This is a genomic window from Shouchella oshimensis, from assembly GCF_004375095.1.
Lineage (GTDB): Bacteria > Bacillota > Bacilli > Bacillales > Bacillaceae_D > Shouchella > Shouchella oshimensis.
Genome location: NZ_SNUX01000003.1, coordinates 774,941 through 801,914 on the forward strand (window position 1 = coordinate 774,941; position 26,974 = coordinate 801,914).

Below are 26,974 nucleotides of genomic sequence, written 5' to 3' on the forward strand. Positions count from 1 at the left end.
CGGCGAATAAGGTAGGGGGAAGTCAAATGAATACTCAGGAAAAAATTCACGAAGGCAAGTTGATTGCCATCATTCGAGACGCACAACCAGAAGACTTATTAAACATTAGCGAAGCGTTAATAAAAGGAGGGATGTCTTTAATTGAAGTGACATTAAACTCTCAACAAGCTTTACAAGGCATTACTCGCTTAAAGAAAGCCTTAGGAACGGAAGTAATCATTGGTGCTGGCACGGTGCTTGATCCAGAATCAGCAAAAGCCGCTATTGATGCAGGAGCTGATTTTTTATTGTCACCAACAGTCAATGAAGCAACGATTAAACTAACAAAGCGTTATGGAAAAGTAAGCATTCCTGGCGCTTTTACACCGACAGAAATTCTTTCAGCTTATGAATATGGGGCTGATTTTATTAAGCTATTTCCAGCTCGAATGGGGCCAGAGTATATCAAGGATCTAAAAGGGCCATTGTCTCACATCCCGCTCATTCCCACTGGTGGAATCAATGAAAGTAACGTTCAAGCATTTCTCAACGCAGGCAGTGCGGCATGTGGAATTGGAAGTTCATTAGTAAATACAACTGAAGCCATAACAAAAACATCTTTAGAAGAACTGACACGGAAAGCTAAACGATTTGTTTCCCTCGCTAAAAACAGTTAAAGGAGGATCCACTTTGAAACTGACAAACTATGAGCTTTTCCAAGTTCCACCAAGATGGCTTTTCTTAAAACTTGAAACGGATGAAGGTATTGTCGGCTGGGGTGAGCCTGTTATTGAAGGACGAGCTGCTACAGTGAAAGCAGCTGTTATGGAATTAATGGACTATTTAATCGGTAAGGATCCTTTGCAAATTGAAGATCACTGGAATGTTCTGTATCGTGGTGGGTTTTACAGAGGTGGACCGATCCTTATGAGTGCGCTTTCTGGAATTGATCAAGCGTTGTGGGATATTAAAGGAAAGTATTTAGGAGTGCCTGTCCATCAATTATTAGGAGGCAAGGTGAGAGAATCGATCAAAGTGTATTCTTGGATCGGTGGAGACCGACCATCCGATGTTGGAGCAGCCGCAAAGGCTGTGGTGGAGCAAGGCTTCAAAGCAATAAAGATGAACGCTACGAATGAAATGCAGTATGTAGACTCCTATGAAAAAATTGATCGAGTGCTGGAGAATGTAGCTGCTATACGCGATGCCGTTGGTCCATACATTGGAATAGGTATTGATTTCCATGGGAGAGTGCATAAGCCAATGGCAAAAATTCTTGCAAAAGAATTAGAGGCGTTTCGACCCATGTTTATTGAAGAACCGGTGTTGCCTGAAAATAATGAAGCGTTACGTGAAATTGCCAATCATACGGTTATTCCGATAGCGACAGGGGAACGAATGTATTCAAAGTGGGATTTTAAACATGTTTTAACAGCGGGGTATGTGGATATCATCCAGCCTGACTTATCCCATGCTGGTGGCATTACGGAAAACAAAAAAATTCTTTCAATGGCAGAAGCCTTTGATGTTGCTGCTGCCCCTCATTGTCCGTTAGGTCCCATTGCGCTAGCATCGTGTCTCCAAGTAGATGCCACCTGTCATAACGCTTTTATTCAAGAACAAAGCCTCGGGATACATTACAATCAAGGTTCCGATTTACTTGACTATGTAACTGATGGGCATGTTTTTCATTATGAAGACGGCTACGTTAACATACCGAATCAAGCTGGATTAGGGATAGAAATAAATGAAGCACATGTAAGAAAAATGGCGGAAGTTGGTCATAACTGGAAGAACCCTATTTGGAGACACAGCGATCACAGCGTAGCCGAATGGTAATAGAGAGAGAAGGAGGGGAATAGCATATGTCTTCTTTAGGGTTGATCCTCGTCACAATTATTGGGATAGCGGTTTTGCTTTATTTGATTATGCATTCTAAAATGCAAGCGTTTTTAGCGCTACTTATTGCAAGTATATTTATTGGTATCTTTACTGGCATGGACCCGATTTTTTTAATTGAAACGATGGAAGTTGGAATGGGTGGGACACTTGGTTTTATTGCGATTGTAGTCGGACTAGGTGCTATGTTTGGCGAGTTGCTCCGAACGTCTGGTGGAGCTGAGCGATTAGCGTTTACACTAGTGGAGCGCTTTGGTGAAAATCGAGCACAATGGGCGTTAGCATTAACAGGGTTTATTGTTGCTATACCTGTGTTTTTAGACGTTGCACTCGTTATACTCATTCCCATTGTCTATAGTTTAGCTATGCGCACAGGGAAATCACTACTGTATTATGCTATTCCATTATTAGCGGGGCTTGCGGTTGCGCATAGTTTTATCCCACCCACACCTGGACCAATAGCTGTAGCAACCGTACTTGGAGTAGACCTTGGCTGGATGATGTTATTTGGCATCATTGCCGGAATACCAGCGATGATTGTTGCCGGACCTGTATTTGGTCGTTACATAGGAAAAAAAGTGCATGTAGGGGTTCCGGCACATATTGTAGAAGCTGCGAATAAAGAAGGAGAAAAGAAAGACCTTCCGAGCTTTGGACTTATTTGTTTTATCATCTTATTACCTCTTGCGATGATTTTACTGAATACGGCTGGAGGTGTGTTACTAAAAAAAGGTTCCGCTCCTCATCAACTGTTGACGTTTATTGGGCATCCGTTTATTGCTTTAATTGTTGCTACATTGATTGCTATGTATTTCCTCGGAAAACGTCGTGGATTATCAAAACAGCAAATGCAAACGATGACGACAAAAGCTCTTGAGCCCGCAGGGATTGTTATCTTAATTACAGGGGCAGGTGGAGTATTTAAAGAAGTCTTGATTGAAAGTGGAGTAGGCGATGCGATGGGAGAATTGATGGCGTCATCAGGATTCCCACTTGTCTTACTAGCCTTTTTAATCGCAACATTTGTACGTGTAGCACAAGGATCTGCTACCGTAGCCATGATTACAGCAGCAGGGCTAATCTCGCCGATCATTGAAATGGTTGATTTATCTCAACCCTCATTAGCGTTAATTGCCATTGCCATCGCATGTGGAGCGACAGTGCTATCACACGTAAATGACTCTGGCTTCTGGCTTGTAAACCGCTTTTTAGAAATGTCAGAAAAAGACACATTAAAATCTTGGACTGTTATGGAAACGATTATTGGCGTTGTAGGATTTCTAGTAGTATTTGGTTTAAGTTTCTTTTTTTCATAGTACACAAGAAAAGGGAGGAATCCCTTTTTTTGTTGCTCAAAACTAAAACAACACACGACTGCGCATTGTTTTAGTCTTGCTCTATTTGACTGTTTTATGAAAGGTTGTGCGCATTAAACAGAGGAGGATAGCGCTTGAAAAGACAATGTTGACATAGAAGATAACACGCACATCAAAGAATTCAGCCCAAAGTCCACTAAGAATGACTCCGAGAGGCATCGTTAATTGAACGATTGTTGCTACGGAACCAGATACCCGACCAAGCATGTCGTTAGGTGTTAATTCTTGCCTAACAGCGTGATAAATCGTATTGGAAATAGCTGTTGAAAAGGAATACATGGCCATTCCGATTGCAATCATCCACCAAGAGGTAGCAAAAGCTAGCATGACGAAGAAAAGAATATCAAATATGTTCGTATATGTATAGATTTTGCCACGGGGAAAGCGATCGACTAATCTCTTTACCGCAAACAAACCAAGTAAACCGCCAATCCCACCGATACTTAGATACGCGCCAATCTGCTGTGGCGTTGCTTGTAAATAATCGACAGCAAAAAATAACAAAATCCCAATGGTTAAACTGAAACCGAAATTTTGAAAAAATATAACGTACGTAGTGACTCGTAGTAATGGATTTTGGAAGATCTCATGAAAGCCTTCTTTCGTTTCTTTCCATACAGAGCGTTGTTCTTGTTTTTTAGTGGTCTTTATTTGTAAAGACGGTAAAAACAATACGCAACTCAATGTTATTGTCACAAAAAGCAATTGGATTGACATCGCACCAGCATAACTAAGGGTTGCGACAGATGCTCCAGCTACTAATGGACCAAAAAGCCTTACACTATCTTTGAAAATACCAAGTTTCGCATTGGCTTCTGTTAACTGGTCTTTCGCTACAATTTGCGGTAAGGCAGCGTGACCAGCGTTGGTATTTAATAGACCAGACGTGAAATACAAAAAACCAAAGAAATAAAGTGCCCATAGCTGGATGTTACCCATAAATAAAAATAAGGTTAACGTGGCAATGGTTATCCATTGAAGTATGGCCGCACTAATAAGAGCGGTTCTTCGATTGATTCGATCGACAATCACGCCAGCAACAACACCAAGTGTACCACCTACTAGAAATTCCAATAATCGCATGGTGCTAATAAGAAGCGGACTTTGTGTCATGCTGTAGAGCAGGATAGGGATAACAAGGCTATACATAAATAAGCCGAGGCTACTTGACGTTGTACTGCCAATTAATAATAAGAAAGGGCGATTTTTCCAGAGAGAACGAGAGGGGACGACGTCAATTTTTTGTTCAGGATTTTCCAATATGAATGCCTCCTAGATGATGGTAAGTAGAATCGTTAAAATAATATGATTTTTTCACTCGTTAACAGTAAAAATCGTTTAAGCCCACACAAGACTTAAAGAAGCAAAGAGAACATCAAGATTCTTCCATAATACCTGATATAGCTTTCTATTTCAGTAGTTTCAAGTTGGGAAATATAATTGAATGAATGGTTACCCTTTTGTCGAATAAAATCTTAACTGCGTCACACCCTCTATCCCTCTTGTTCGAAAATGACAACAATTTTACGATTCTCCTTAAAAAGAAACGTACGCTAGAGCCAGTAACGTAATACTATTAGCTCAATGATAAAAGATAAGTATTTTAATTTTTCTAATTAATTTGTCAGTTGGTGTTGGGAAATATGTCAGAACTATATAAGTTCCTGTCGAAGTCCCTTATAATGAGAGCAATTACATGAATCTAGGGAAGGGGATGGAACATGATCATTGCTTTATCATCTAGTATTGTCGGCAGCAAAATTGTGGAATGGCATAGTTGTTTAATAGCAAAAGATATGGTTCGGGCACAAGTAACAAAAGAAGAAACAAAAAGTCTTATCATGCAGATGGAACCTAATGAAAAAATTTTAGCGTACTATCAACTAGTAAGCTTTAAACATGATTTGCTGTCTACGTACGAAAAAGGTGAATTGATAGAATCTACATTACTTACGCCAATTGAAGCAGAAAGAGACGACTACCTTCACTTTATGTATTATTTCGTATCCGGTCAAAACGAATTTCTGAACGAACGGTACAAATCGGCAATAAACATGTATAAAATTGCAGAGCGTCTTATCGAAAAAGTAAATGTTCCTGCTGAAAAAGCTGATTTTTATCAAGAGTTAGGTATGAGCTATTATCGTATTGACCAATATACGTTCGCAGCTTCCTATATGGAACAAGCACTGGAGTTTTTTGAACATAACACGATGTATGTTGTGAATGAAATTCGCTGTAAACTTGTCTTAGCAGCAATTGCCACAGAGCTTGATAAGCAACCATTGGCTGAGCGAATCTACGATGAAATCATCCTTATCTCGAAGCCATTTCCATATTATTACTCCTTGGTTCTACATAATGTAAGTCAAAATCGTTTAACACAGCGAAGAGTTGAAGAAGCAATTGATTTATTAGAGGAAGCATTAGCGATAAAAGAGTTTTCTCAATCCATTACGGGTTTAAAAGCTAAATACAATTTACTTAATGCACGATTGAGAAACAATACGTATAAAGGGGGGTTAGACGAGTTAGAATTTAATGCGAAAGCACAAAAATTAATGGAGATTAAAGCGAAGTGTAAAGTGAGTAGAGGGTTATATTTAGATAATGATTTTTCTGAAGTACTAATAGGTGTAGAAATGCTAAAAGCTAACGAAAAATACTTCGAATGTTCCGAAATTTATGATGAGATATCGCAATACTTTGAATCAAAAGGGGATTTGGCGACAGCTCTTAAGTACGCACGGCTAGTGCATGCAATGAGCAAAAAACAATCAAATGTTGGGGAGGATTTAATATGAAGAAAATGTCTTTCACTATGATGACAGTATTCATCCTTGCTTCGGTATCATTCTCGGGAGAATTCTCAAGTGCAGCAAGTGAGACGATCGATCAACAAGGGAAACATGATTTTCATCAAATAGCAGGAAAGCATGACTTCCATCAACAAGGGAAACACGATTTTCATCAAATAGCAGGAAAGCATGACTTTCATCAACAAGGAAAACACGATTTCCACCAAATAATAGAAGCTACGTAAAGTCTCTAAACAAATACAACAAATAGACCAGCATAAAACGGTCTATTTGTTGTATTGAGTTTAAGCGGACACGTAGTCGCTTATTAATTCAGTGACTATAACCTATTTTTTCCCTTGCTTTTTTAATTCACCTTTTATAGAATAAGGAATGAATATTCATTCCGAAGAGGTGTTGCCTTTTGAGCGATAAGCAAGAAGCGATAAAACAAGCAGCTATCACATTGTTTGCTAGAAGAGGGTTCGATGGTACAACGGTGCCACACGTGGCTGAAGAAGCATCTGTAGGAGCGGGCACCATTTACCGTTATTTTGAGAACAAAGAAGTACTATTAAATGTTATTATGCAAGATGAAATGTTCCGGATTGAGGAATCATTAAAAGCGAAATTCCCTTATGAAAAAACAACGAGGGACCAGTTTAGCCACCTTTTTATTACATTAATTCGTTATTCCCAGGAGAACTTTTACGCTCTTATGTTAATTAATTCTCATACAACAAGCAGGCATATAACAGATAAGACAAAATGTGATTATACGTCTTTACTGGCTTTTGTTTCAACCGTTGTCGAAGCTGGTCGAGAGCAGGAGATGATTGACCGGGACTTGCCAATTGAAGCCATTGTGGCAATTACTTTTGGTGCTGTCGTAGAGCTTGCAAAACGTTTTAACGGTGGTGAACTATCCCTCACAGAGGATTTATTAAAGACATTAGACGAAAAACTATGGCGGGCGATCAGCCGTTAATTCGGTTGACGCTTGACCTTTTATAAATTAGGAATGAATATTCATTCCGTAAGATAGAATTGATAAGTGATGGAGGATTTGTTAATGAAAACGTTTCGTACCAATAGATGGACAGCATTAATCGTTTGGGTTCTCATTTCTGTACTTGCTTTTTTTTCTTTGCCTGATTTAGGTCAACTTGTTCGGGATAAGGGTGAAATTACGCTGCCTGACCACGTACAAAGTATTGTGGCAAGCAATTTAGAGTCGGAAATGAATGGGGATCAAGGAAGCACGTACGATCTCATTCTAGTGTTTGATGAAGAAAGTGAAGTGGCGCTTTCAGATGATCAAGTCGCTGAAATAGAATCAATTATTCAATCATTAAAAAATGAAAAAGAAGATTTAGGAATTACATCTATCGTCAATCCCTTTGAGAATCCTGAAATAAAGGAGCAACTCGTTTCAGAGGACGGGTCTGCGGCTCTTGTACAAATGTCTGTTCGTCAGTCATTTGGGACAATTGATGAGGTAAGAGAAGCGATAAAACCGTTCGTCGACACAGACAAAGTTGATGTTTACGTAACCGGTTCAGATCTGATTGCTGAAGACTTTACAAAAACAACAGAAGAAGGCATTAAGAAAACCGAAATCGTAGCTGTAGTGTTTATTATTCTTGTTCTTATAGTTGTGTTTCGGTCTCCTATCGTACCTGTCGTATCTCTTATTACAGTGGGGGTTTCTTATTTAGTCTCCATGGCGATCATTGCAGGGCTTGTACAACATGTTGATTTTCCATTTTCTAATTTTACTCAAGTGTTTTTAATTGTCATTCTGTTTGGCGTAGGAACAGACTACAATATTTTGTTGTACACAAATTTTAAAGAAGAGCTTAGTAGAGAAGCAAATGTGGCTGTAGCGATAAAAAATACGATCCGCTCTGCTGGAAAAACCGTTTTCTATAGTGGAATTGCTGTTTTCATTGGATTTGCAACGCTAGGTCTTGCAGATTTTTCGTTCTATCAATCTACCTCTGCTGTAGCGGTTGGTGTGGCTATTCTTATTCTCGTATTGATTACATTAAATCCATTTTTTATGAGTATACTCGGTAAAAAAATGTTTTGGCCGAGCAAGCGCTTTGTTGGGCATGGCGATAGTCGTTTATGGGGATTTCTAGCAAGCCGGTCTGTGCTTAGACCTGTTGTTAGTTTACTGCTTGTAGCTGTTTTTATTGTTCCTATATTGATGCTCTCAAAAGGGAACGTCCATTACAATGATTTATTAGAAGTGGATGACGGTTATTCATCTAAGCAAGGCATCCAACTTATACAGGATAAGTTCCCGAGTGGATTTTCATCGCCAGCTAGTCTTGTGATTCAATTCGATGAGCCTTTAGATACGCAGTCCATGTTAACAGAATTGGATCAACTTACAGATGCAGTTGGAAAAGTGGATGGTGTGGCTGAAGTCATGTCACCAACTCGGCCAACAGGAGAAAAAATTCACGAGCTGTATATCAATGACCAAACGAATACAGTTGGTACGGGTGTTGACGAGGCCAATGGAGGCGCAAAGGAGATTCGAGCCGGCCTTTTCGAAGCAGAGCAACAGCTCTCTGAATCAAATGAAAGTGACATTGACCACATTCAGTTATTGATTGACGGGACTGCTGAAGCGTATCAAGGCAGTATCGCCTTACAAGACGCTGTCTCCCAAATAGCTTCTGGTGTGTCAGAAGGGGCTAATGGAGCGGTGGAAATCGAATCAGGTTTAACCTCCCTATCTACTAATTTGACAGCGGTATCTGCCGCAACCACTGAGCTTTATTCTGTTTATACTCAAATAGAATCTGGCTTACGTACATTCAGTGAAACCTTTACAGGTGCGGTAGCATTGTTCGACCAAGGTATGCAAAATATGACAGCCGTTCAAACAGCTTTAGAGGAATTTTTAAATGAAAATCCTGAACTTGCTTCTGATCCTGTCGTTATGGAAGCACTTCAAAACGTTAGTGGAGAAGCGGAGCAAATGAATCAACTTTCGACACAGCTAAGTGGAGCGGCGCAAGAACTGGAACAAGCGTTAACAGCATTTCGTGAAGCCAATCAATCTCTCAATCAAGTAAATCAAAGTATAAATGAATTGAATGCAGGAGCTGACCAATTAGCAGAAGGTACTAGACAATTGCAAGGCGCTCTTAAAAATGGTGCTGAGGGAGCTCAAACCGTTGAATCAGAGGCAGGTAAATTAGGGGCAGGATTAACCCAAATTCAATCTGGTCAAGAGCAGTTGCAATCCGGCTTACAAGATTTACAAGGCCAAATGAACGTTTTACAAGAAGGATTACTTGCAAGTACAGAAGGACTTGATGAGCTATCGGCAGGTCTTGAAAACGCAGAACATTATCTAGGGGAAGTGAGTCAATCAACGTCGGCAGAACGTTTCTTTGTCCCGGGAGATGTCCTTGAAAGTGATGAATTCCAAGAGGCTTTAACCATGTATCTATCAGATGATAAACACACTGCACGATTGACGATTATACTAGATGCTGATCCATTTTCAGCGGAAGCAATGGATGTCGTTCGAGAGATTCAAGAGACTGGAGAAGCGGCCGTTAAAGGTACAGTGTTAGAAGATTCTATTATGGCTGTAGGAGGGCAGTCTGCCGTTAATGCAGATCTACGAGATGTGGCGAATGGTGATTTCTTATTCACCGCAACCATTATGTTAGGAGCGATTGCCCTCTTTCTTATGGTGATTACACGGTCTATTCACTTACCGCTATTTATTGTCGGGATATTAGCTGTTACGTATTACACGTCACTTTCGATTACAGAAATGATAAGCGGATCTTTATTTGGTGTCTCAGAACTAAGCTGGAATGTCCCGTTCTTTGGATTTATACTTTTAATTGCCATAGGGGTGGATTATAGCATCTTCTTACTAATGAGTTATCGAGAAACTGAAGGCGATCCACTCTCAGCGATTAAACGTGCTTCACGTCATATTGGCGGAGTGATCATTTCAGCAGCGATTATCCTCGGTGGAACGTTTGCCGCTCTTTATCCATCTGGTGTTCTCACGCTAATGCAAGTAGCGACCCTTGTGATTGTCGGTTTATTTCTTTTAAGTATTCTATTTTTACCTGTAGTGTTGCCAGCCTTAATGAGTGTAACGAACAAGTTAAGTCGTTGGGCAAGACCTTCCAAAAAAGAAGAGTAAAGAAGCAAAAGAAAAAGGCAGCACATCATCTGTGCTGCCTTCCTTATTGTTAGAACCAAATGAAGAATTAGGTACTCGTGTGTGCAACAGCACTAACTTCAATTAATTGCTCTGGAAAAGCTAAATAGGTAACGCCAATGAGGCTACCAGCAGGACGGTGATCATGTAAGTATTCCTTTAACATCTCAATGACCGTTTCCGTATGCGCTTGTGGGTTCGTTAAATATATTTCGATATAGGCGAGGTTGGAGGTTGTCACATCGAGTTCCTTAAGGACACGATCTAGATTTTCAAACGTTCGTTTCGTTTGCGCCTCGATCCCTTTTTCGCTTTCAAAGTTCCCTTCCTCATCGTACGCAAATTGGCCTGAAACGTAGATGGTGCCGTTCACACTATACCCTTGCGTAATTCCATGATCCCAAAGATTGTGATTGTAGGTCTTGACAATACTCATAATGAAATCTCTCCTTCAATTTAAGATAAAGTAAGTATAGTATTGATATATAAACAAGAATAGTACGCACTTTATTGATAGGTACTACCAGGAAGGATAGTGTCAATATATGAGTATGGCTGAGTACAATGAAAAAGGTTCAATCAAGGAGACATCTTTTGGATATGCAATGTCAGTGATTGGTGGGAAGTGGAAACTGCTTATTCTTTATTTATTAGCTGAACAAGAGCCTGTTCGTTTTAATGAAATGAAAAGACAAATCGGACCAATTACGTATAAAATGCTGAGTTCACAACTTAAAGAATTAGAAGCAGATGGAATGATTAAGAGACAAGAATATCCTCAGGTTCCGCCGAAAGTCGAGTACAGTCTCACTTCTAAAGCAGAGGAGCTTTTACCTGTATTGGAACAACTATGTGAATGGGGAGACCAAAATAGAAAGTAGCTAGAAGAATTTCGGGAAATTGGTTTACCATTTCTAGAGCGGGTAATCAGAAGAAATTTGCTAGTAAAGTATGTGCGAATACGCTTATCGTGTGCAAAAGGGCTTTACTAAAAGCGCCTTTAGCAGTAAAAACCAACCTTTATGAAAAGGTTGGTTTTTACTATTCATAGAAGCAATCCATTCGGAAGCAGGAACGATCTACTACTCATTCCAATGAAGGCATATGAATAAAAAAAGAGTTTAGAAGAGGTGAATTGTTCTCTTGCTCATTATCCTTCATCTGTATTCGTTGGGTACTTACTACGACGATAAGAAATCGTGCCTAACAATATGTAGATAATGGACATTCCAGCAAAGATAAATACTCCTGATTGGCCGTTTAAACCAATTGTAGGAAAAATAAAATAACTAATAAGAGCGAATAGTAAATAAAAAAAGGAAGATATAAAATAAATAAGGTGACTTGGACGTTGTTTCCTCTTCATCGTTCTCTCTCCTCTCCTTCCAATTGATTTATTCTTTTCTCTAATTGTTCCATTCGCTTATTTTGCCTATTCAATTTGCCTTGAAAGGAAGCTGTATAACTGAACGTGCCGACTGCAATCGAGACTGCAAGTGCAACATAAATGTCCATCTACTTACCACCCTCTATTTGCTTTTTTTCCATCATGCCAGATAGGAAATAGATAAACGCGAGGGCAAAACTTGAAAAGGTAAAAAGTAAAGGCTGCTTAGAAAGAACCTTAATGATTCCAGAGACAAGAAAGATAGCCGAAGCGATAAAATAGATTTTTTTCATTTAAAACACCTCATGTTTTTTACGTTTGTCACGTACAAAGGTTTCGAATGGCTCTGAATCTTTTTTTGTTATGTTTCATAAGGATAGCATTTTTATTAATACTACTAAATAAAGAAAAAATCAGATTTATTGTAATCACATGTTGACTTATCGGAATTATATGTTTTAATAAAAAGAGAACTTTTTACATAAAGATATGAAAAATCATGGGAGAAAAAGGGGAGATAAAGTGAAAAAACGATTGACGCTTTCTTTATCAGTAGCTGCATTTATAGTGGTGCTTAGTGGTTGCAACACAGAGATGGGGAGTGACGAGCCAGCGAGTCGTGACAGTGAAGAAGAACCTACAGGCATTCAACTTGTAGAAGATACGCAAATTGAAGCGAGTAATCCAACTGCATCACCTAGGCTTGCAACAAATAGGGGAGAAACCATTGTTGTTGGCCTCCAAGAACCCGGAGGTGTGTTCACGCCATACTTTAATACAAGCGGATATGATGGGAATGTTCAAGCTGTCATGTTTCCACCATTGATTGATATTGATGAAAATGGCGAGCCTTTCGGTCGATTGGCAGAGAATTGGGATGTTTCTGACGACGAGTTGACTTTCAGTTTCACGCTAAGAGATGGGTTAACGTTTGATGATGGTCGTCCGTTCACAACCGAAGATGTCGCCTTCACCATTACGCTTCTCTATGATCCGAGCTACCCTGGCTCAACTGACATTACGGAAACGAATTTAGTCGGCGGTTTGGATTACAAAGACGGAGATGCCGATGAGATAACGGGTATTACGATTGTGGATGAGCGTACAATCGAATTCGAGCTTGAAGAACCAAATGCACGGGCGCTCACCATGCTTGGCGGTCAAGTTCTAAGCAAAGCTTATTACGGTGAAGAATATGAAAAAGGGAATCTTGATTACATAAGCGATTTCCATCTACGACCTGTTGGAGCAGGCCCATTTAAGTTCGAAACGTATAACCCAGGTGAAGAAATTCGTTTTAGTTCAAACGAACATTACTATAAGGGAGAGCCAGAGGCAGATGCGTTTATTTATCGAACGACAGAAGGGGATTCGCAGCAGTTTTTCCAAACAGGAGAGCTTGATTATGGAACATTTTCAGCAGATCAAGACAATTTTGACATGCTTCAATCGTTAGAGTTTGCTGATATTAATCTGTATACATCTTCTAACTACAGCTACATCGCCTTCAACCATGAATCTGACATTTTCAAAGATGCAAACGTCCGCAAAGCGTTTAACTACGGCTTCGATCGGCAAACATATGTGGATATTCGTTTCCAAGGGTTTGCTCAAGTTGCAAATGTTCCAGTATCACCTGTTTCTTGGGCTCATACAGATGAAATTGAAGGTTTTCCTTATGACCCTGAAGAAGCGGAACGCTTACTTGAAGAAGCTGGATGGGTCGAAGGTTCAGACGGGATTCGTGAGCGTGATGGAGAAAAACTACGTATTTACTTCTTTACAACAGAAGCAAGTGGCGCTAGCGACGTTCTCGTAACGAGACTTCAAGAGGATTACAAGCGCATCGGTATTGACTTGCAAATTGAACAAATGGATTTTAATGCATTGCTTGCTCGTGTGGATAATGGAGATCATGATCTCGTTAGTTTCTCCACCACCATGCAGCCAGACCCTCATATTGGTATTCAAGCATTCCATTCTGCTCATACAGGAAATACATTCCGTGGCTATGAGAATGAAGAAGTGGATGCGCTCATTGACGCTGCAGTTGCTGTAAGTGATTTAGATAGAAGGGCAGAATCATACCATGATTTATATGAGGCACTTGAAGAAGATCCACCTATGATCTTACTAAATTATAATAAGGTTTTATCAGCTACAAATGCACGAGTACAAGGCTTTGAGCCAAACGGCTTCCGGGGAATTTCACTTAGTCTCGAAAACTTACAGGTTGTTGATGTTGCTGAATGATTAGGTAAGGAGGACGGATTGTCTGTCCTCCTTTTTTATTGAAAATAAAGGGGGTACCTCATCTTGCGTCATTACGTAATTAAACGCTTGCTTTATTTAATCCCAACATTAATTGGAGCATCCATCTTAATTTTTTTCCTTTACTCACTTGTTCCTGGGAACTTTATTGACGCTGACCCAAATTTAACAGCTGAACGAAAAGCAGAATTATCTGCCTTATATGGCTTCGATCAACCAACATTCATCCGCTATTTTATTTGGATGGGGAACCTCTTTCAAGGTGATTTAGGCTATTCGCTTCAATTTCAACGTCCTGTATCAGAGGTTCTTGGAAATTACATATGGAGTTCATTCATTGTTGCCGTTGCTTCCCTTTTCTTAACTTGGGGCATAGCGGTTGTTATCGGTGTGGTATCAGCTACAAAACAATATTCCTTTTTTGATGGATTTGTTACTTTCCTCGTATTTGCGGCAATGGCAACCCCATCCTTTTTTCTTGGCTTAATTGTTATTAAACTGTTTGCGGTGGATCTCGGTTGGCTACCGGCTGGTGGGATGACAAGTTCAGGAATGAATTACTCTGGATGGGCACGAATAAAGGATATTTTGGAGCATATGATTTTGCCTGTTCTTGTTTTAACCATGCTAGGTATTGGTGGACTTACTAGGTATTTTCGAACAAATATGCTTGAAGTCATCAAGCAGGATTTTGTGCGAACTGCAAGGGCAAAGGGCTTAAAGGAAAAAGTAGTTATTTACAAACATGCATTGCGCAACGCGCTATTGCCAGCGATTACGTTGTTTGCGTTTGAATTACCGGCGCTCTTTAGTGGAGCAATTATCATTGAGCAAATTTTTAACTGGCCAGGGATTGGCGCCATTTACATGCAAGCATTTTCAGTTCGAGATTATCCGTTATTAATGGGCTTCACAATGTTTATTGCTCTCTTGACCGTTATTAGCAATTTACTAGCTGACTTGCTGTATGGTGTAGCCGATCCACGTGTTCGGGTGAAATAAGGGGGGGAGAAGATTGGATAATCGTCCAAATGTACGCTCATCACACGTGCTTGACTTTGAAAAAGGACAAAAATCTTCTCTTTGGAGAGAAGTTGGGCGTCGCTTTATTAAAAATAAAATGGCAATGGTCGGACTCCTTTTTCTTTTGTTTATCTTTTTGTTTAGTTTTGTTGGACCACTTTTTTCACCTTATATGACAAGTGGAACGAATTCTCAGATGATTCATCAAGCGCCTAGCGCAGCGCATTGGCTTGGTACGGATCATTTAGGTCGTGATGTGTTGACCCGTTTAATGCTTGCTGGTCGCATCTCTCTAACTGTCGGAATAGGAGCGATGTTATTAGCTGTATCAATAGGTGGGATACTTGGTATTTTAGCTGGTTATTACAAAGGCATAATAGATCAGCTCGTTATGAGGCTTGCGGATATTCTAATGACCTTACCTAGCATTCCACTCCTCTTTATTATGGCAGCGGTTATGTCTGAGTGGAGAGTGCCTGCGGAACAACGCCTTTACGTCGTTATGATTATGCTAAGTCTTGTAAACTGGCCTGGACTAGCCCGGCTTGTGCGTAGCCAAGTGTTAAGTTTGCGTGAGCGCGAATTTATGCAAGCAACAGAAGCGCTAGGACTTAGGGATCGACGTAAAGTGCTAAACCATTTACTTCCAAATGTGGTTCCACTATTAATTGTAACCGCCACTTTAAGTGTTGGAGGAGCGATCCTAAGCGAGTCTGTTTTAAGTTTCTTTGGGCTAGGCGTCGTTCCACCAACTGCATCATGGGGGAATATGATCAATACGGCGAATAGTTTAATTGATTTTACCAATCGTCCTTGGCTCTGGATTCCACCTGGTGTTGCCATATTTGCTACTGTCATATCTGTTAATTTACTTGGAGACGGGCTTCGTGATGCGATTGATCCGAACATGAAAGGACGTTGATTCCGGTGGGAAAAGTGAAACCGCTATTAGAAATAGAAGATGTGCGTACTCATTTTCATACTGAAAAAGGCCTTGTAAAAGCTGTTGATGGGGTAAGCTTTACAGTCCATCAAGGGGAAACCGTTTGTATCGTAGGGGAATCTGGGTGCGGGAAAAGTGTAACTGCTTTGTCTATTATGGATCTTATCTCAGGAGCAGGAAGCGTTTCTGGTTCCATGAAATTGGCTGGTACAGAATTACGCACATTGTCCAAAGGAGATATGAGACGTATACGAGGAAACGAAATGGCAATGATCTTCCAAGAACCAATGTCTTCCTTAAACCCTGTTCTCTCAATTGGAGAACAACTGGTGGAAACCATTCTTAACCATACGACGTTATCGAAGAAAGAAGCTAAGGCTAAAGCACTTGATCTTATTGAACTCGTAGGAATTGGGCGTGGGGAACATATTCTAAAATCGTATCCGCATCAAATGAGCGGTGGCATGTTACAGCGAATCATGATCGCTATTGCGCTTTCGTGTAATCCAAAAATGTTGATTGCCGATGAACCAACAACAGCGCTTGATGTTACTATACAAGCTCAAATCTTAGATTTGCTGCAAACTTTAAAAGAAGAACAACAGATGTCTATGTTGTTAATAACTCACGACCTTGGTGTTGTTGCGGAAGTAGCGGACTATGTCGTTGTCATGTATGCGGGGAAAGTAATTGAAAAGGGCAAAGTGGAGGATATTTTTGAAAGTCCTAAACATCCTTATACAAAGGGTTTGCTTCAAGCTAAACCTATTCTTGGATCACGTAAACACAAACTTTATACAATACCTGGTCAAGTACCCCAGCTTTTAGATTTGCCAGAATCCTGTTATTTTGCTGACCGATGTGAACATTGTATGGATATTTGCACAAGCAAAGCACCAACTTTAACAGAGGAAGGGCAGAAGCAACATGAAGTTGCATGCTGGCTTTATAGAGAAAAGGAGGTGGTGCAATGAGTGAGCCATTTTTAGAAGTAAATAGTCTCGAAAAAGTTTACAGTACGAAGGCATCTTTCTTCAATCGTAAACCTGAGAGGGTAGTCGCTGTTGATCAAGTGAGCTTCACTATTAATCATGGTGAAGCATTCGGTCTTGTAGGGGAATCTGGAAGCGGTAAAAGTACCATTGGGAAATCATTACTTCGTCTTCATGATATTACGTCAGGCTCCGTTACGTATAAAGGGCAAAACGTACATGAACTTTCTAAAAAAGAGATGCGTCGCTTGCGTCCGAAATTGCAGTTTGTTTTTCAAGATCCTTTTAGTTCCTTGAATCCACGTTTACGTGTAGGAGAGGCGCTTGGGGAGCCGCTACTCGATCATGGCTTAGCTACAAAAGCGAACGTCAGAAAAAAAGTGATGGATGTAATGGAACTGTGTGGATTACCTACATACCATATCGACAAATTCCCGCATGAATTTAGCGGTGGTCAACGACAACGAATTGGTATTGCACGTGCTGTTATTATGAACCCAGAATTTATTGTAGCAGACGAGCCAGTATCTGCTTTAGACGTATCAATTCAAGCACAAATTATCAATTTATTTCAAGAATTGCAAGTACAAAAAAACATGGCTTATTTGTTTATATCGCACGATTTAAGTGTAGTGGAACATTTATGTACCCGTATCGGCGTTCTTTACCTTGGAACAATGATGGAAATGGGAAGTAGAGATCAACTTTATCAAAATCCTCTTCATCCCTACACAAAAGCTCTTCTTGCCGCTGTTCCTATACCTGATCCAAAGCGCAAACGTCAGCGTGCTCTCTTAAAGGGGGATGTCCCAAATCCAGCAAATCCACCAACTGGATGTAAATTCCATACACGCTGCCCAATTGCCACAGCTGCATGTGCAGAGAAAGTACCCTCATTTCGAGAGGTTGAACCAGGTCATTTCGTAGCGTGTCATCTTGTTTCGTAGAGAGGTTCATCATCAAAGAATAACCCCCACGCTCTATTAGCGCGGGGGTTCTATATTGTAAATCTGTATCAACGTCACTATTAAAAAGGGTAACGCTTTGAACAAAAGCCTTTTCACCATCATTAAAGCCATTCGTTAGGATGATTGAGTAGGTGCCATCCACATCGGTTCAAGGGTGTTGCCATCTAGATCTAGTACTTCAAGGCCAAACATGTGCTCCTCTGGGATACCGTGATCAATGCGATAATAATGACCGCCGTTTTCTTTCGCTTTTTTAGCGAATTGTTTTATGGCGTCTGCGCTTTTCATTTCAAAAGCAATTAAAGCCGCACTTGTTTTCTGTGTGTCTGCAATTGTTTTACCTTGAAGAAATTGTTTATAGAAATCATGTGTTAACAGCATAATTGAAAAATGATCGTCCCATAACATAGCATTGGCGTGTTCATTCGAAAACATTTCATTTTTCTCAAAGCCCAACTGCTGATAGAAATGTGTTGATTTTTCTAAATCACGAACAGGAAAGTTTACAAAAACCTTTGTTGTCATCACAGCACCTCTTTACAAGTTATACTAATAGTGTAACCTTCTTTTGTGCTCGTAACCAGATAGATGTAGTAAAAAGCTACCGCTATCTACAAGATAGGACAGTAGCTTAAACTGTTAGTCATCACGTTCTTGTTTTAAGATTTTACCAGTCTCTGCATGAAGGTCAATGTCATACTCAACGTGATCAACCATGACTTCAAGCTCATAAAGAGGGATACCATTCTCATACTCACGTTCACTTTCCAAGATTGTTACCGGTTCACCTAGCTCCGACTCGATAAAAGGAAGGAGTTCATCTAATGAAAGGAAAGACGTTGCTCCATCCTCAGATGTGCCATTTAGGAGCTCATCATCCATTTTAACAACATCGCCTGTTTCCGCATCGATTACTAAGTCGGCATCGTCTTCATAAAGAGCGAATTCAATTTTATAAACAAGGCGTCCGTTTTCTTGTTCTAATTCAATTTCTTTTACATCTGTTAAGCCACTTTCATCAATTGCAATCGTTTCAGCATCTTTTTGCGTTAGAGCGGGCTCGGCTTGATTTTCTGTCAGAAGCAAATCACCATCAATCTCGATGAGGTCACCAGTATGAACATTGAACGTAAATTCATACGTTTCTTGAGGCGTGCGTACATCGACTTCATACACATCGACCCCATCTTCAACATCTTGCTTCGCTTTAACCATATTGCCTCCAACGTACTCTTCCGCTACCTTAACAGCTTGTTCTAATGTTAGAGAGGAAGCAGTCGTTCCAGCAACAGCTGTTGAGTGCGCATTGACTTCTTTCACAGTAGGATCTTCTTTGGCATTTGCAAAACTCCAAGTTGTCCCTCCAGCTACTAGTAAAGCGCATGTCACGGTAATCATAACGGTTTGTTTTTTCATCTTTCTGACCTCCAGTTGTTTTTGATAGCTTTACTATAGCCTCTACAAATGAAGGAACCGTGAAAGGAAAGTGAGAGTTTGATGAGAAATGATTAATCCCAAATAACCGAAATAATTTCACCAGTATACGCATCAATAATGACGAGGGCATCGTCATCACGCCCTGTATCTTCCAATTCTACTTCATAGACAAGTCGATTGTTACGGGTTTCCTGTTCTACATCTTCAACTGTTCCTGGTATCTCAGAAAGAGCAATTTCGATTGCCTGATCCGGAGAGAGGATGGCTTGTTCTTCTTCAAGGCTAGTACGGATGATGTGACCTGTAACAGCATCCACCTCGACCTCTCCAGTCCGACCATCTACGCTATAGTCCACATAATAACGGTTATCCTGTAAGTTCATATTGGATATTTCAATCCCTTGTTCTGGATAAGCCTCTAACAAAATCGCCTCGATCTCTTTTTCACTTAACGGGGTCTCCCGTTGATTTAACAACTGCAACGATTGAATAGAGCCTGATGTCGCATCTAGTGTTAGTTCATATTCCCCTGACCCTTTTAAAAAAGTGAGCTGGTAGACGTGTTCATCACCTTTATACGTAAATGATTCCATTTCGTTTGGATCAAATCGTTCCATGACAATGGCTGAGATTTCCGCATCACTTAAGGTCTCTTGCTGAAGCCAGCGATACATAAACATACCTGTGACAACCAACAGGCAGCAAGCGACGAGAAGAAGCCATTTCCTAATACGTGTCATTGTGATACTCCTTTCTCACTAATGGCAGCGTCACGTAAAACGTAGAGCCATGGTTTTCAATACTTTCCAGTCGAAGCAATCCATCATGTTCTTCTACAATCTTTTTCGCAATAGATAGACCTAAACCGCTACCACCTGTTTCTCGAGAGCGCGCTTGATCAACGCGATAAAACCGTTTGAAGATTGCTGCTTGCTCTTCTTGACTGATGCCAATTCCCTGATCCTTAACGGAAATCATGCATTCCTCTTCTTTTAGTCTTTCTACAGTGACAGTGAGGGCATCATCTGAATACTTAATCCCGTTATCAAGTAATAGGAAAAAGAGTTGTTTCAATAAATGTTCGGAGCCTAGAACGTGAAGGGTCTGGCCTGTATCAGCAAACGTAATTGGCCTCCCAGAAGCGATGCTCATTCTTTCACATGTTTCTTTTACAAGCTGATTGATGTGAAGACGTGTTCTCTCATGTGCAGGTGTTTCGCCTTTCGCAAGAAGCAGCATTTGTTCTGTTAAAGCTTTCATTCTTGTTGATTCAGACAAAATTGCATCAACGGCTTCATCAATCATAGAAGGATCGTGTTTCCCCCAGCGCTCTAACAGTTTGGCGTAACTTTCCACAACCGTGAGTGGTGTCTTAAGTTCATGGGAGGCATCTGACACAAATTGCTGCTGCTGATCGGCATGTTGTTGAAGTAAATCAATCATATGGTTAAAAGAATGGCTTAAGTCAGCCAGTTCATCTTGTTTCGTTGGAACATCTGCTACTTTTCTTAATGTACCTTGTTGTCGAATCTCATTCATCGTTCCAGCTAAAGAGCGAATCGGTTTTAAAATAAATCGTCCTAGAGCTTGACTCGCTAAAAAAGTTGGAATGAAAACGACGAGGGAGGCAACCAGTAAGATCATCCCAAGTAATGGTAGTGTCTCCTCTAAATAATCAAGCTGCTGGGTAAGTTGCAAGGAGACCACTTGACCATCTGACCAGATAAGTGGAGTAGATGCGGTTGCGTATTGATCGTCATCAACCCTTAGTACGTCTGCTGTTTCTTGAGGAGAAAAGGATGTAGGAAGATCAAGCAAATCGTCATTTTTTGTTACGGTTATAAGAGAAGCGCCGTTTGCATCAACAAGCCGTAGCATCCCGTTTTCAGGGGCATACGTATGGATAAATTGATTACGAGCCTCAGGGCTTGAGTTTGCTTGGTCAATACCAGTTGAAATCGACACAGCTTGATTTGCCAGCCGATCCAACTCACTCGATGTCAAGTTTTCTTTAAACAGTGCATAAACAGAAAGGTTTACTATAAGAAGCAAAATCGTCACAAGTCCAGTTGAAAAGAACGTAATACGCCTTGATAATGTCATGAGCTCGACTCCTTTAACATATAGCCCGCTCCGCGAACAGTATGAATAAAGGCTGAGCCAAACGGCTTTTCTATCTTATTGCGTAAATACCGAATGTACACATCAACAATATTTGTTTCGCCATAAAAATCATAGCCCCAGACGCGCTCCAGTAATTGCTCCCGTGACAACACCTGATGTTGATGTTCAAGCAAACAGCAAAGTAGCGTGTATTCGCGATTGGTGAGGGATACCTCGTTTCCTTTAACGTGGACTTCATGGGATGCAGTATCAACACGAAGAGAGCCAGCTGTTAATAAAGAAGAAGAGGAAGGTTTTGCGGCGAGATGAGCATGCCGCAAAGACACCCGAATCCGTGCTAGTAACTCTTCTATTTCAAATGGTTTAGTCATGTAATCATTCGCGCCAAGGTCAAGACCGGTCACTTTATCAACGGTGGCATCTCTAGCTGTTAGCATAATAATCGGTGTTGAATCATCTCGACTTCGAACCCGTCGTACTAATTCGATTCCACTTAAGCCAGGAAGCATGACATCCAGTAGCAACAAATCAAACGACTGGGACTGGAGTGCTTCCCATGCATCAAAACCATTATGAAAAACAGTTGTCGTATAACCTTCATGAGTTAATTCTAATTGGAGCACGCGAGCAATCCGGTGCTCATCTTCAACAACAAGTATATGGCTTTCCCTTTCCATAGAATCGTTCCTTTCACCAAGATGTATTCATGAACGTAGCGTACACAAAAAAAGGAAGCGTGACAAGTTAAAATCAGATGAGAAAGGAAATAAAAAAAGATGGGGCTCACACCCCATCAACCGAGCATTCTCCAATAAATAAGCGAGCTAGCAAATAGTACAAACATAACAAGAGACAGTATTCTTAAAAACAGTAGCCCTTTGCTCGTCTGCTCTCGTCGTATGCGTTTCATACAGAAGAAAAAGAATAGGAAAGCGAGAAGCAGTAACACATAATTGAGTCCGATTTGAACATAAAACTCACTGAAACGTCTTGCTGTGTCTGCAAGCATACGAAATGCCATGATGCTAACATTTACCATAAGAGCAAACGACAGTAGCTGCAAGCCAATAAACGGTTTCGCGCTTTTTTTGTTTGAACGGCGTATCTTTCGTAGGAGAAAGACAATCGGAATCGTTAGTACAGCCCCAATCATATAAAGACAAGAAACAACCAACAAAATAAGAAGGGCTTGATTCATCCAAGAGTTAGGGAAATAATCACCTGCTGAGCTTGATACTTTGACGAGTTCGCCGTCTTCCATTTGGGCATAAAGATAAGGCATGGTTAGAAACAGTGGGGCACCTTCATCCAATGCGTACACATAAGGTTGCACTTGCTGGTAAATGGCGGATTCACCTCCAAAGGAGACGACAATTGACTCATTGTCATGTGGTTCAATTGACATCATTAGGAGCGAATAATAAAGACGAATAAAAGAGGAATCCATCTTTCTTGACTGTTGGAAGGAACCGCTTACTTCGCTCGTGTCTGGCAAGGAACTAGTTGTTTTAGTCGTATCTAAGCCGACTAGAGTTGTCATGAGCTCCTGTGTGAAGTGCAATTCCCCACCTTGGTTCGTCAACACAATGACCCCAAATCGTTCATCAGGAACAAGCTGAAAATGACTAGAGAACGCTGCCGTATTGCCGCCGTGACCGACCGTCCTTTGTGAACCTGGGAATTCCCAAAAACCATGGGCCAATCCAGGGAAATTGTCTGTAGGCGCATATGTTTGTGTGAACAGCTCCTCTAACGTCGATTCAGATTGAAACAGAGGTGATTCGCCATCTTCCGGCATAAGGGCGAGAGCAAACTGCGCTAAATCAAGGGCAGTTCCATTTAAGCCACCAGCAGGGTAAATCGACACATAAAAGGGGTTCCCCTCAATAAACTCACCTACACCGGCTGGCAAATATCCGTTTACTTTATTCGTTTCAACCGTGCTTGTCGGATCATTTGGAACAAATGCAGCCTCTACTGGCTCATCGTACGTAGAAAAGATCTGTTCCTCAACATACTCATAAAACGGTTGCCCCGTCACCAGTTCAACAATGTACCCAGCTAGCGCATTCGAGTAATTGGAATAGGCAACCACTTCACCTGGTGGATAGATCTGCTTAGGCTCACCCCGTCTCAAGCCTTCTTCCAACGATTCAACATAGGCCTTATCACTGTAACCAAGATCAAAGACATAATCCTCGAAGCCAGCCTGATGATTGATTAAATGCATGATTGTAATCGGCTCATCATAATGTAGCCTTGTTAAAAAACCTTCTGGAAGATACGTCTGAACATCCTCATTTAAATCAAGTTTTCCTTCCTCAACAAGCTGCATCACAGCCACATAAACAAACAACTTGCTAATAGATCCCCATTCAAAAACAGACGTTTCAGCATCAATAGGCACGTTGTTTTCAACATCCCCTTGACCGTAGCCTTTAGCTAACACAATCTCCCCATCTTTAACAATGACAATACTCGCTCCCACAGTTGATTGGCCAATATGCTCAGAAGCAAATTGATCAACAACGTCTTCAACCTCTTCTAAAGGTATACCTGAGGGTGTGGAGGCGGCCATTGCGAGAAAAGGATTTACCAACAGAACACAGATAAAAACAATGAAAAAAATAAATGATTTCATAAAGTCTCCTTAAGGTTTCGTCGTTTACTTGTTGTAATACGTTTGAAAAAGGGGAAAGGTTCAGAATAAATTTGCTATCCTTTTTTTATCGGAGAAGAGAGGGTAACCATTGAGCTAGAAAAACGTAGACAAACAAAGAAGGTTCCTCATATGCAGAGAAACCTTCTGTGCGAAACTTAATTTTCTAATTCATCACGGGTAAATGTAAACATCGCATCGTTGATGGCGCTAATACCGGTTAAACCAGGCTTCACGCGGAGATGATTTTCTTCATCGATATAACCTTGATAAACCGCCGTCCCAGTCATTTCATCTCCTGGAGCAATCTCTCCCTCGACCCCATCGTATTCATCGTACCACTCAGAATCATCTGGCATGCCCGACCCTTCGAGAAAATCGGTGTACTCAAACGTTCGCGATGTTTCCAAAGCGTCAATCGGCTCATCACCAACGTTCTTAATCGTAATTGATGCAATAATATAGGCGTCTAACTCCGGCATTTCGCCATCAATCTCCTCGACCATCTCAACACTATTAAGCGTAAATTCAAAAGAAGCAACGTTGCTTTCCATGATGGCTGTATCCCCAACAACAAGGTCTAGTTGATCTTCGCCTTCTTCTGCCGGAGTACCGGTATCGTCTGTCTCATTCTCACTGTCTTCATCTGTACCTGCATCATCCGTTGTAGATGATTCTTCAGCTGGAGCGCTTGAAGCGCCGTCGTCAGAATCGGAGCATGCACCTAAAATAAAGGGAATAGCAACCATTGTAGCTATCAAACTAGTTGTACGTTTCATATGTATATTCTCCTCTTATTTAATTGTTCTCTCTTCACATAACCTTTTTTTCATTTCTTAAACATTTTGTTAAAAATTGCTGATGGGATTGTATAATAAATCCATATTAAACGAAACGCTTAGATTTGAATAGAGAAGATTAAGTTGTTTTTTAGATACAATATCGGTTACAACCGCGCATAAATGGACCAGATTCAGTTAAGAAATCCCTTTAAGATAAAGCTAAGGAGTTGAAGGTATGGCAATGATTGATGTATTACAAGAAACGATTGACTATATGGAGACGCATTTGCTTGAACCAATCACAATCAGCGAGATCGCAAAACAAGCCAATGTGTCCCCGTATCATTTTCAACGGTTGTTTGCCGTGTTAACGGATATGTCTGTGGGTGACTACTTACGCAAACGGCGCTTAACATTGGCAGCACAAGAATTGGTCAGCTCAGATCTGAAAATCATTGATGTTTCGTACAAATACCAGTACGAAACGCCAGAAGCATTTTCAAAATCCTTCCGTAAGCAACACGGGGTTACACCCAGTGCCATTCGGAAAGGGCTTGGCAAGGTAAATGCGTACAATCGGCTTGTCGTGCACGTACAATTGAAGGGAGCAGATCCAATGCGCTATCGAGTAGTAAAACGAGATGAATTTCAAATAATTGGAACAAGGAGGACATTTTCACTTAAGAACGATGAGAATACGAGAGACATACCGAAGATGTGGGATCGAGCTGCACAAGATGGCACCCTTTCAACGTTAGCTGGGTTAAACAATGGAGAAATTAAAGGTTTGTTGGGGGTATGTGTAGACAACCAAGTGAATACAAGTCTAGAAAAGGTTGAGTATTGGATTGCGGCTGAATCATCTGCGATTGAATCAGACGAGTTCGAGAAGCTTGTTATACCAGCATCGATGTGGGGGGTATTTGAAGTACACGGACCAGCTTCAAGCGCAATTCCAAAAGTATGGAAAGAGATCTTCACAGAATGGTTTCCGTCAAATCCCTACGAGCACGCGGGCACTCCTGAGCTTGAAGTCTATGTAGACGAAGATGTGATCAAAGAAGATTCATATGCGGAGATTTGGATTCCGTTGAGGTGAGGAATCTCTTGCTAAAATGTTTTCATTAAGAGAGATTCTCTTTCTTGTTTCAAAAACAAAGAATGGTGTCTATTGAGTGCTTTCAACAGGCATCTTTTTTATGATAGATTTACAAGAAACCGAAGGCTTTTTATGTAAATTATCATATTGTCTTTGAAACCCCTTAAACTAGATTGTCGTATAGATAATAGAGATAGTCATTTCGAAGAAAAATAGCCCCTCTATACTATTTATTTCAAAAACTCATCTATTTTTATTATTTACTCTATTGGGGTCAAATGGAATGTTAAGTTTAATCTTTTTTCGAGGTTAGGGATTGTTTATCTATTAATAGTCTTAATTAAAAATCGAAAGTATTATATGGATTAGAAATTAATTAAAGCTTAACTTGGCAACGGGCGTTGTTCATGATGTATTTAAAGGGGCAACAACAAGAACCTAGTGTTGGTTTAGTTTAAGACCATGGAGCGAATTAAATGATTGTATATGCTGGAGTTATGTTTTTATTATCAATTAGTCTTGCTTTTCAATTTATAACAGCACTTGTTTTTCTTGTCCTTGGAAGAAACAATCCATATGCACGGTTTGTGGAGAAATTCTATGAACACCATCCGAAAGACTGGTACGACAAGTTTATGAATTTTTTCTACATAATGAATTACGGGGTTGCTCATCGTGCTTATGAAAAAGTCATGACCAAACATGGTGGTTTTAAAGGGAAATTGCGCTATTTGGGGTTAATTTTTATCGCGACAGTTGTTTTAATCATTATTGGTAATATTCTTAATGCAATTGAAATAGGGCTTACAAGTTAGAGGTGTAGAAGAAGGGTAGTGTCGTATAAATGTCATCTTCAAGTTAAATGAAAGGCTATACGCCTTTCGGTGGTTTTTAGGATTGTTAGCTAGTACAAAGTTAGATTAAAAGCTGAATGATATAAAATACGATTTGTAATTTTAAAGTTTAACAGGAATGATTTTAAGTTGTTTCTAAGTAACGATAAAATCGGTAAAAGTACAAAAAAGTTAAA

Annotated in this window: 27 protein-coding genes; 15 read left to right on the forward strand and 12 right to left on the reverse strand. The window is 40.4% G+C overall.

Features of this window, described 5'->3' with window-relative positions:
• The first annotated feature begins 26 nt into the window (after positions 1-26).
• Genes E2L03_RS14840 through E2L03_RS14850 form a run of 3 tightly spaced genes read left to right on the forward strand, consistent with a single transcriptional unit; the run spans position 27 to position 3,194 of the window.
• The gene (locus E2L03_RS14840; RefSeq protein ID WP_038479518.1) at positions 27-656 is read left to right on the forward strand and encodes a bifunctional 4-hydroxy-2-oxoglutarate aldolase/2-dehydro-3-deoxy-phosphogluconate aldolase; all 630 of its coding nucleotides are present in this window, start codon (positions 27-29) and stop codon (positions 654-656) included.
• A 13-nt stretch (positions 657-669) separates the two neighbouring features.
• Positions 670-1,818 (forward strand): galactonate dehydratase, encoded by a 1,149-nt coding sequence (gene dgoD / locus E2L03_RS14845; protein WP_038479521.1) that lies wholly within the window; start codon positions 670-672, stop codon positions 1,816-1,818.
• Between the two features lie 26 nt (positions 1,819-1,844).
• Positions 1,845-3,194: a GntT/GntP/DsdX family permease gene (locus tag E2L03_RS14850; RefSeq protein WP_038479524.1), complete on the forward strand. Its 1,350-nt coding sequence runs from the start codon at positions 1,845-1,847 to the stop codon at positions 3,192-3,194.
• 81 nt (positions 3,195-3,275) lie between these two features.
• On the opposite strand, the gene E2L03_RS14855 is transcribed toward E2L03_RS14850, so the two are convergent.
• The gene (locus E2L03_RS14855; protein WP_038479527.1) at positions 3,276-4,514 is read right to left on the reverse strand and encodes an MFS transporter; all 1,239 of its coding nucleotides are present in this window, start codon (positions 4,512-4,514) and stop codon (positions 3,276-3,278) included.
• 461 nt (positions 4,515-4,975) lie between these two features.
• On the opposite strand from E2L03_RS14855, the gene E2L03_RS14860 reads away from it, so the two are divergent.
• From E2L03_RS14860 to E2L03_RS14875, 4 genes are all read left to right on the forward strand, one after another.
• On the forward strand, positions 4,976-6,058 hold the full coding sequence (locus E2L03_RS14860; RefSeq protein WP_124741997.1) for a response regulator aspartate phosphatase: 1,083 nt from the start codon (positions 4,976-4,978) through the stop codon (positions 6,056-6,058).
• Positions 6,055-6,297: a hypothetical protein gene (locus E2L03_RS14865; RefSeq protein ID WP_124741998.1), complete on the forward strand. Its 243-nt coding sequence runs from the start codon at positions 6,055-6,057 to the stop codon at positions 6,295-6,297. Before E2L03_RS14860 ends, E2L03_RS14865 begins: the two co-directional genes overlap by 4 nt.
• Positions 6,298-6,476: 179 nt before the next feature.
• Positions 6,477-7,040, forward strand: coding sequence for a TetR/AcrR family transcriptional regulator (locus E2L03_RS14870; protein ID WP_124741999.1), 564 nt, complete (start codon positions 6,477-6,479; stop codon positions 7,038-7,040).
• 84 nt (positions 7,041-7,124) lie between these two features.
• A complete protein-coding gene (locus E2L03_RS14875) occupies positions 7,125-10,241 on the forward strand; it encodes an MMPL family transporter (RefSeq protein ID WP_134259502.1) in 3,117 nt (1,038 codons plus the stop codon).
• A 67-nt stretch (positions 10,242-10,308) separates the two neighbouring features.
• Here the strand turns inward: E2L03_RS14875 and E2L03_RS14880 are convergent, their stop codons facing one another.
• The gene (locus tag E2L03_RS14880) at positions 10,309-10,695 is read right to left on the reverse strand and encodes a RidA family protein (RefSeq protein WP_038479542.1); all 387 of its coding nucleotides are present in this window, start codon (positions 10,693-10,695) and stop codon (positions 10,309-10,311) included.
• A gap of 109 nt (positions 10,696-10,804) precedes the next feature.
• Between E2L03_RS14880 and E2L03_RS14885 the strand changes: the two genes are divergently transcribed.
• A complete protein-coding gene (locus E2L03_RS14885) occupies positions 10,805-11,140 on the forward strand; it encodes a winged helix-turn-helix transcriptional regulator (RefSeq protein WP_038479545.1) in 336 nt (111 codons plus the stop codon).
• Positions 11,141-11,409: 269 nt separating this feature from the next.
• Here the strand turns inward: E2L03_RS14885 and E2L03_RS14890 are convergent, their stop codons facing one another.
• Genes E2L03_RS14890 through E2L03_RS20530 form a run of 3 tightly spaced genes read right to left on the reverse strand, consistent with a single transcriptional unit; the run spans position 11,410 to position 11,939 of the window.
• Entirely contained in the window at positions 11,410-11,625 is a 216-nt protein-coding gene (locus E2L03_RS14890) for a hypothetical protein (protein ID WP_134259503.1), read from the reverse strand.
• Positions 11,622-11,774 carry a hypothetical protein gene (locus tag E2L03_RS20525; RefSeq protein WP_166740323.1) on the reverse strand — a complete coding sequence of 51 codons (153 nt, stop codon included), beginning with the start codon at positions 11,772-11,774 and terminating at the stop codon, positions 11,622-11,624. The genes E2L03_RS14890 and E2L03_RS20525 overlap by 4 nt, the downstream gene beginning before the upstream one ends.
• Positions 11,775-11,939: a hypothetical protein gene (locus E2L03_RS20530; RefSeq protein WP_166740324.1), complete on the reverse strand. Its 165-nt coding sequence runs from the start codon at positions 11,937-11,939 to the stop codon at positions 11,775-11,777.
• 229 nt (positions 11,940-12,168) lie between these two features.
• Between E2L03_RS20530 and E2L03_RS14895 the strand changes: the two genes are divergently transcribed.
• From E2L03_RS14895 to E2L03_RS14915, 5 genes are all read left to right on the forward strand, one after another.
• A complete protein-coding gene (locus E2L03_RS14895) occupies positions 12,169-13,899 on the forward strand; it encodes an ABC transporter substrate-binding protein (protein ID WP_166740325.1) in 1,731 nt (576 codons plus the stop codon).
• Positions 13,900-13,962: 63 nt separating this feature from the next.
• Complete coding sequence (locus tag E2L03_RS14900) at positions 13,963-14,919, forward strand: ABC transporter permease (RefSeq protein WP_038479554.1); 957 nt, start codon at positions 13,963-13,965, stop codon at positions 14,917-14,919.
• Positions 14,920-14,932: 13 nt separating this feature from the next.
• Positions 14,933-15,862 (forward strand): oligopeptide ABC transporter permease, encoded by a 930-nt coding sequence (opp4C, locus tag E2L03_RS14905; RefSeq protein ID WP_051667503.1) that lies wholly within the window; start codon positions 14,933-14,935, stop codon positions 15,860-15,862.
• Positions 15,863-15,876: 14 nt separating this feature from the next.
• Positions 15,877-16,857 (forward strand): ABC transporter ATP-binding protein, encoded by a 981-nt coding sequence (locus E2L03_RS14910; RefSeq protein ID WP_095151147.1) that lies wholly within the window; start codon positions 15,877-15,879, stop codon positions 16,855-16,857.
• Positions 16,854-17,822, forward strand: coding sequence for an ABC transporter ATP-binding protein (locus E2L03_RS14915; protein WP_038479557.1), 969 nt, complete (start codon positions 16,854-16,856; stop codon positions 17,820-17,822). Before E2L03_RS14910 ends, E2L03_RS14915 begins: the two co-directional genes overlap by 4 nt.
• A 135-nt stretch (positions 17,823-17,957) precedes the next feature.
• Here E2L03_RS14915 and E2L03_RS14920 read toward each other — a convergent pair whose 3' ends face one another.
• The 7 genes from E2L03_RS14920 to E2L03_RS14950 form a co-directional block, all read right to left on the reverse strand.
• A complete protein-coding gene (locus tag E2L03_RS14920) occupies positions 17,958-18,368 on the reverse strand; it encodes a VOC family protein (RefSeq protein WP_134259505.1) in 411 nt (136 codons plus the stop codon).
• Between the two features lie 114 nt (positions 18,369-18,482).
• Positions 18,483-19,259 (reverse strand): PepSY domain-containing protein, encoded by a 777-nt coding sequence (locus tag E2L03_RS14925; RefSeq protein WP_134259506.1) that lies wholly within the window; start codon positions 19,257-19,259, stop codon positions 18,483-18,485.
• A gap of 92 nt (positions 19,260-19,351) precedes the next feature.
• Positions 19,352-20,020, reverse strand: coding sequence for a PepSY domain-containing protein (locus tag E2L03_RS14930; RefSeq protein WP_134259508.1), 669 nt, complete (start codon positions 20,018-20,020; stop codon positions 19,352-19,354).
• Complete coding sequence (locus E2L03_RS14935) at positions 20,007-21,383, reverse strand: sensor histidine kinase (RefSeq protein ID WP_134259510.1); 1,377 nt, start codon at positions 21,381-21,383, stop codon at positions 20,007-20,009. Before E2L03_RS14935 ends, E2L03_RS14930 begins: the two co-directional genes overlap by 14 nt.
• Positions 21,380-22,081, reverse strand: coding sequence for a response regulator transcription factor (locus E2L03_RS14940; RefSeq protein ID WP_134259512.1), 702 nt, complete (start codon positions 22,079-22,081; stop codon positions 21,380-21,382). Before E2L03_RS14940 ends, E2L03_RS14935 begins: the two co-directional genes overlap by 4 nt.
• 116 nt (positions 22,082-22,197) lie before the next feature.
• Positions 22,198-24,045: a serine hydrolase domain-containing protein gene (locus tag E2L03_RS14945; RefSeq protein WP_134259514.1), complete on the reverse strand. Its 1,848-nt coding sequence runs from the start codon at positions 24,043-24,045 to the stop codon at positions 22,198-22,200.
• A gap of 176 nt (positions 24,046-24,221) precedes the next feature.
• On the reverse strand, positions 24,222-24,842 hold the full coding sequence (locus tag E2L03_RS14950; protein ID WP_124742008.1) for a DUF4352 domain-containing protein: 621 nt from the start codon (positions 24,840-24,842) through the stop codon (positions 24,222-24,224).
• 238 nt (positions 24,843-25,080) lie between these two features.
• On the opposite strand from E2L03_RS14950, the gene E2L03_RS14955 reads away from it, so the two are divergent.
• Both E2L03_RS14955 and E2L03_RS14960 read left to right on the forward strand, forming a co-directional pair.
• Positions 25,081-25,944 carry an AraC family transcriptional regulator gene (locus E2L03_RS14955; protein WP_134259516.1) on the forward strand — a complete coding sequence of 288 codons (864 nt, stop codon included), beginning with the start codon at positions 25,081-25,083 and terminating at the stop codon, positions 25,942-25,944.
• A gap of 476 nt (positions 25,945-26,420) precedes the next feature.
• The gene (locus E2L03_RS14960) at positions 26,421-26,759 is read left to right on the forward strand and encodes a hypothetical protein (RefSeq protein WP_134259518.1); all 339 of its coding nucleotides are present in this window, start codon (positions 26,421-26,423) and stop codon (positions 26,757-26,759) included.
• Positions 26,760-26,974: the final 215 nt, after the last annotated feature.

Excerpts from the sequence above, each read along its gene's own strand:
- E2L03_RS14930 (WP_134259508.1), bottom strand. The coding sequence starts at position 20,020 with ATGACACGTATTAGGAAATGGCTTCTTCTCGTCGCTTGCTGCCTGTTG.
- E2L03_RS14890 (WP_134259503.1), bottom strand. The coding sequence starts at position 11,625 with ATGAAGAGGAAACAACGTCCAAGTCACCTTATTTATTTTATATCTTCC.
- E2L03_RS14950 (WP_124742008.1), bottom strand. The coding sequence starts at position 24,842 with ATGAAACGTACAACTAGTTTGATAGCTACAATGGTTGCTATTCCCTTT.
- E2L03_RS14840 (WP_038479518.1), top strand. The coding sequence starts at position 27 with ATGAATACTCAGGAAAAAATTCACGAAGGCAAGTTGATTGCCATCATT.
- E2L03_RS20530 (WP_166740324.1), bottom strand. The coding sequence starts at position 11,939 with ATGAAAAAAATCTATTTTATCGCTTCGGCTATCTTTCTTGTCTCTGGA.
- E2L03_RS14915 (WP_038479557.1), top strand. The coding sequence starts at position 16,854 with ATGAGTGAGCCATTTTTAGAAGTAAATAGTCTCGAAAAAGTTTACAGT.
- E2L03_RS14860 (WP_124741997.1), top strand. The coding sequence starts at position 4,976 with ATGATCATTGCTTTATCATCTAGTATTGTCGGCAGCAAAATTGTGGAA.
- E2L03_RS20525 (WP_166740323.1), bottom strand. The coding sequence starts at position 11,774 with ATGGACATTTATGTTGCACTTGCAGTCTCGATTGCAGTCGGCACGTTC.
- E2L03_RS14885 (WP_038479545.1), top strand. The coding sequence starts at position 10,805 with ATGAGTATGGCTGAGTACAATGAAAAAGGTTCAATCAAGGAGACATCT.
- E2L03_RS14940 (WP_134259512.1), bottom strand. The coding sequence starts at position 22,081 with ATGGAAAGGGAAAGCCATATACTTGTTGTTGAAGATGAGCACCGGATT.
- E2L03_RS14960 (WP_134259518.1), top strand. The coding sequence starts at position 26,421 with ATGATTGTATATGCTGGAGTTATGTTTTTATTATCAATTAGTCTTGCT.
- E2L03_RS14925 (WP_134259506.1), bottom strand. The coding sequence starts at position 19,259 with ATGAAAAAACAAACCGTTATGATTACCGTGACATGCGCTTTACTAGTA.
- E2L03_RS14880 (WP_038479542.1), bottom strand. The coding sequence starts at position 10,695 with ATGAGTATTGTCAAGACCTACAATCACAATCTTTGGGATCATGGAATT.
- E2L03_RS14955 (WP_134259516.1), top strand. The coding sequence starts at position 25,081 with ATGGCAATGATTGATGTATTACAAGAAACGATTGACTATATGGAGACG.
- E2L03_RS14945 (WP_134259514.1), bottom strand. The coding sequence starts at position 24,045 with ATGAAATCATTTATTTTTTTCATTGTTTTTATCTGTGTTCTGTTGGTA.
- E2L03_RS14920 (WP_134259505.1), bottom strand. The coding sequence starts at position 18,368 with ATGACAACAAAGGTTTTTGTAAACTTTCCTGTTCGTGATTTAGAAAAA.
- E2L03_RS14875 (WP_134259502.1), top strand. The coding sequence starts at position 7,125 with ATGAAAACGTTTCGTACCAATAGATGGACAGCATTAATCGTTTGGGTT.
- E2L03_RS14850 (WP_038479524.1), top strand. The coding sequence starts at position 1,845 with ATGTCTTCTTTAGGGTTGATCCTCGTCACAATTATTGGGATAGCGGTT.
- E2L03_RS14935 (WP_134259510.1), bottom strand. The coding sequence starts at position 21,383 with ATGACATTATCAAGGCGTATTACGTTCTTTTCAACTGGACTTGTGACG.
- E2L03_RS14865 (WP_124741998.1), top strand. The coding sequence starts at position 6,055 with ATGAAGAAAATGTCTTTCACTATGATGACAGTATTCATCCTTGCTTCG.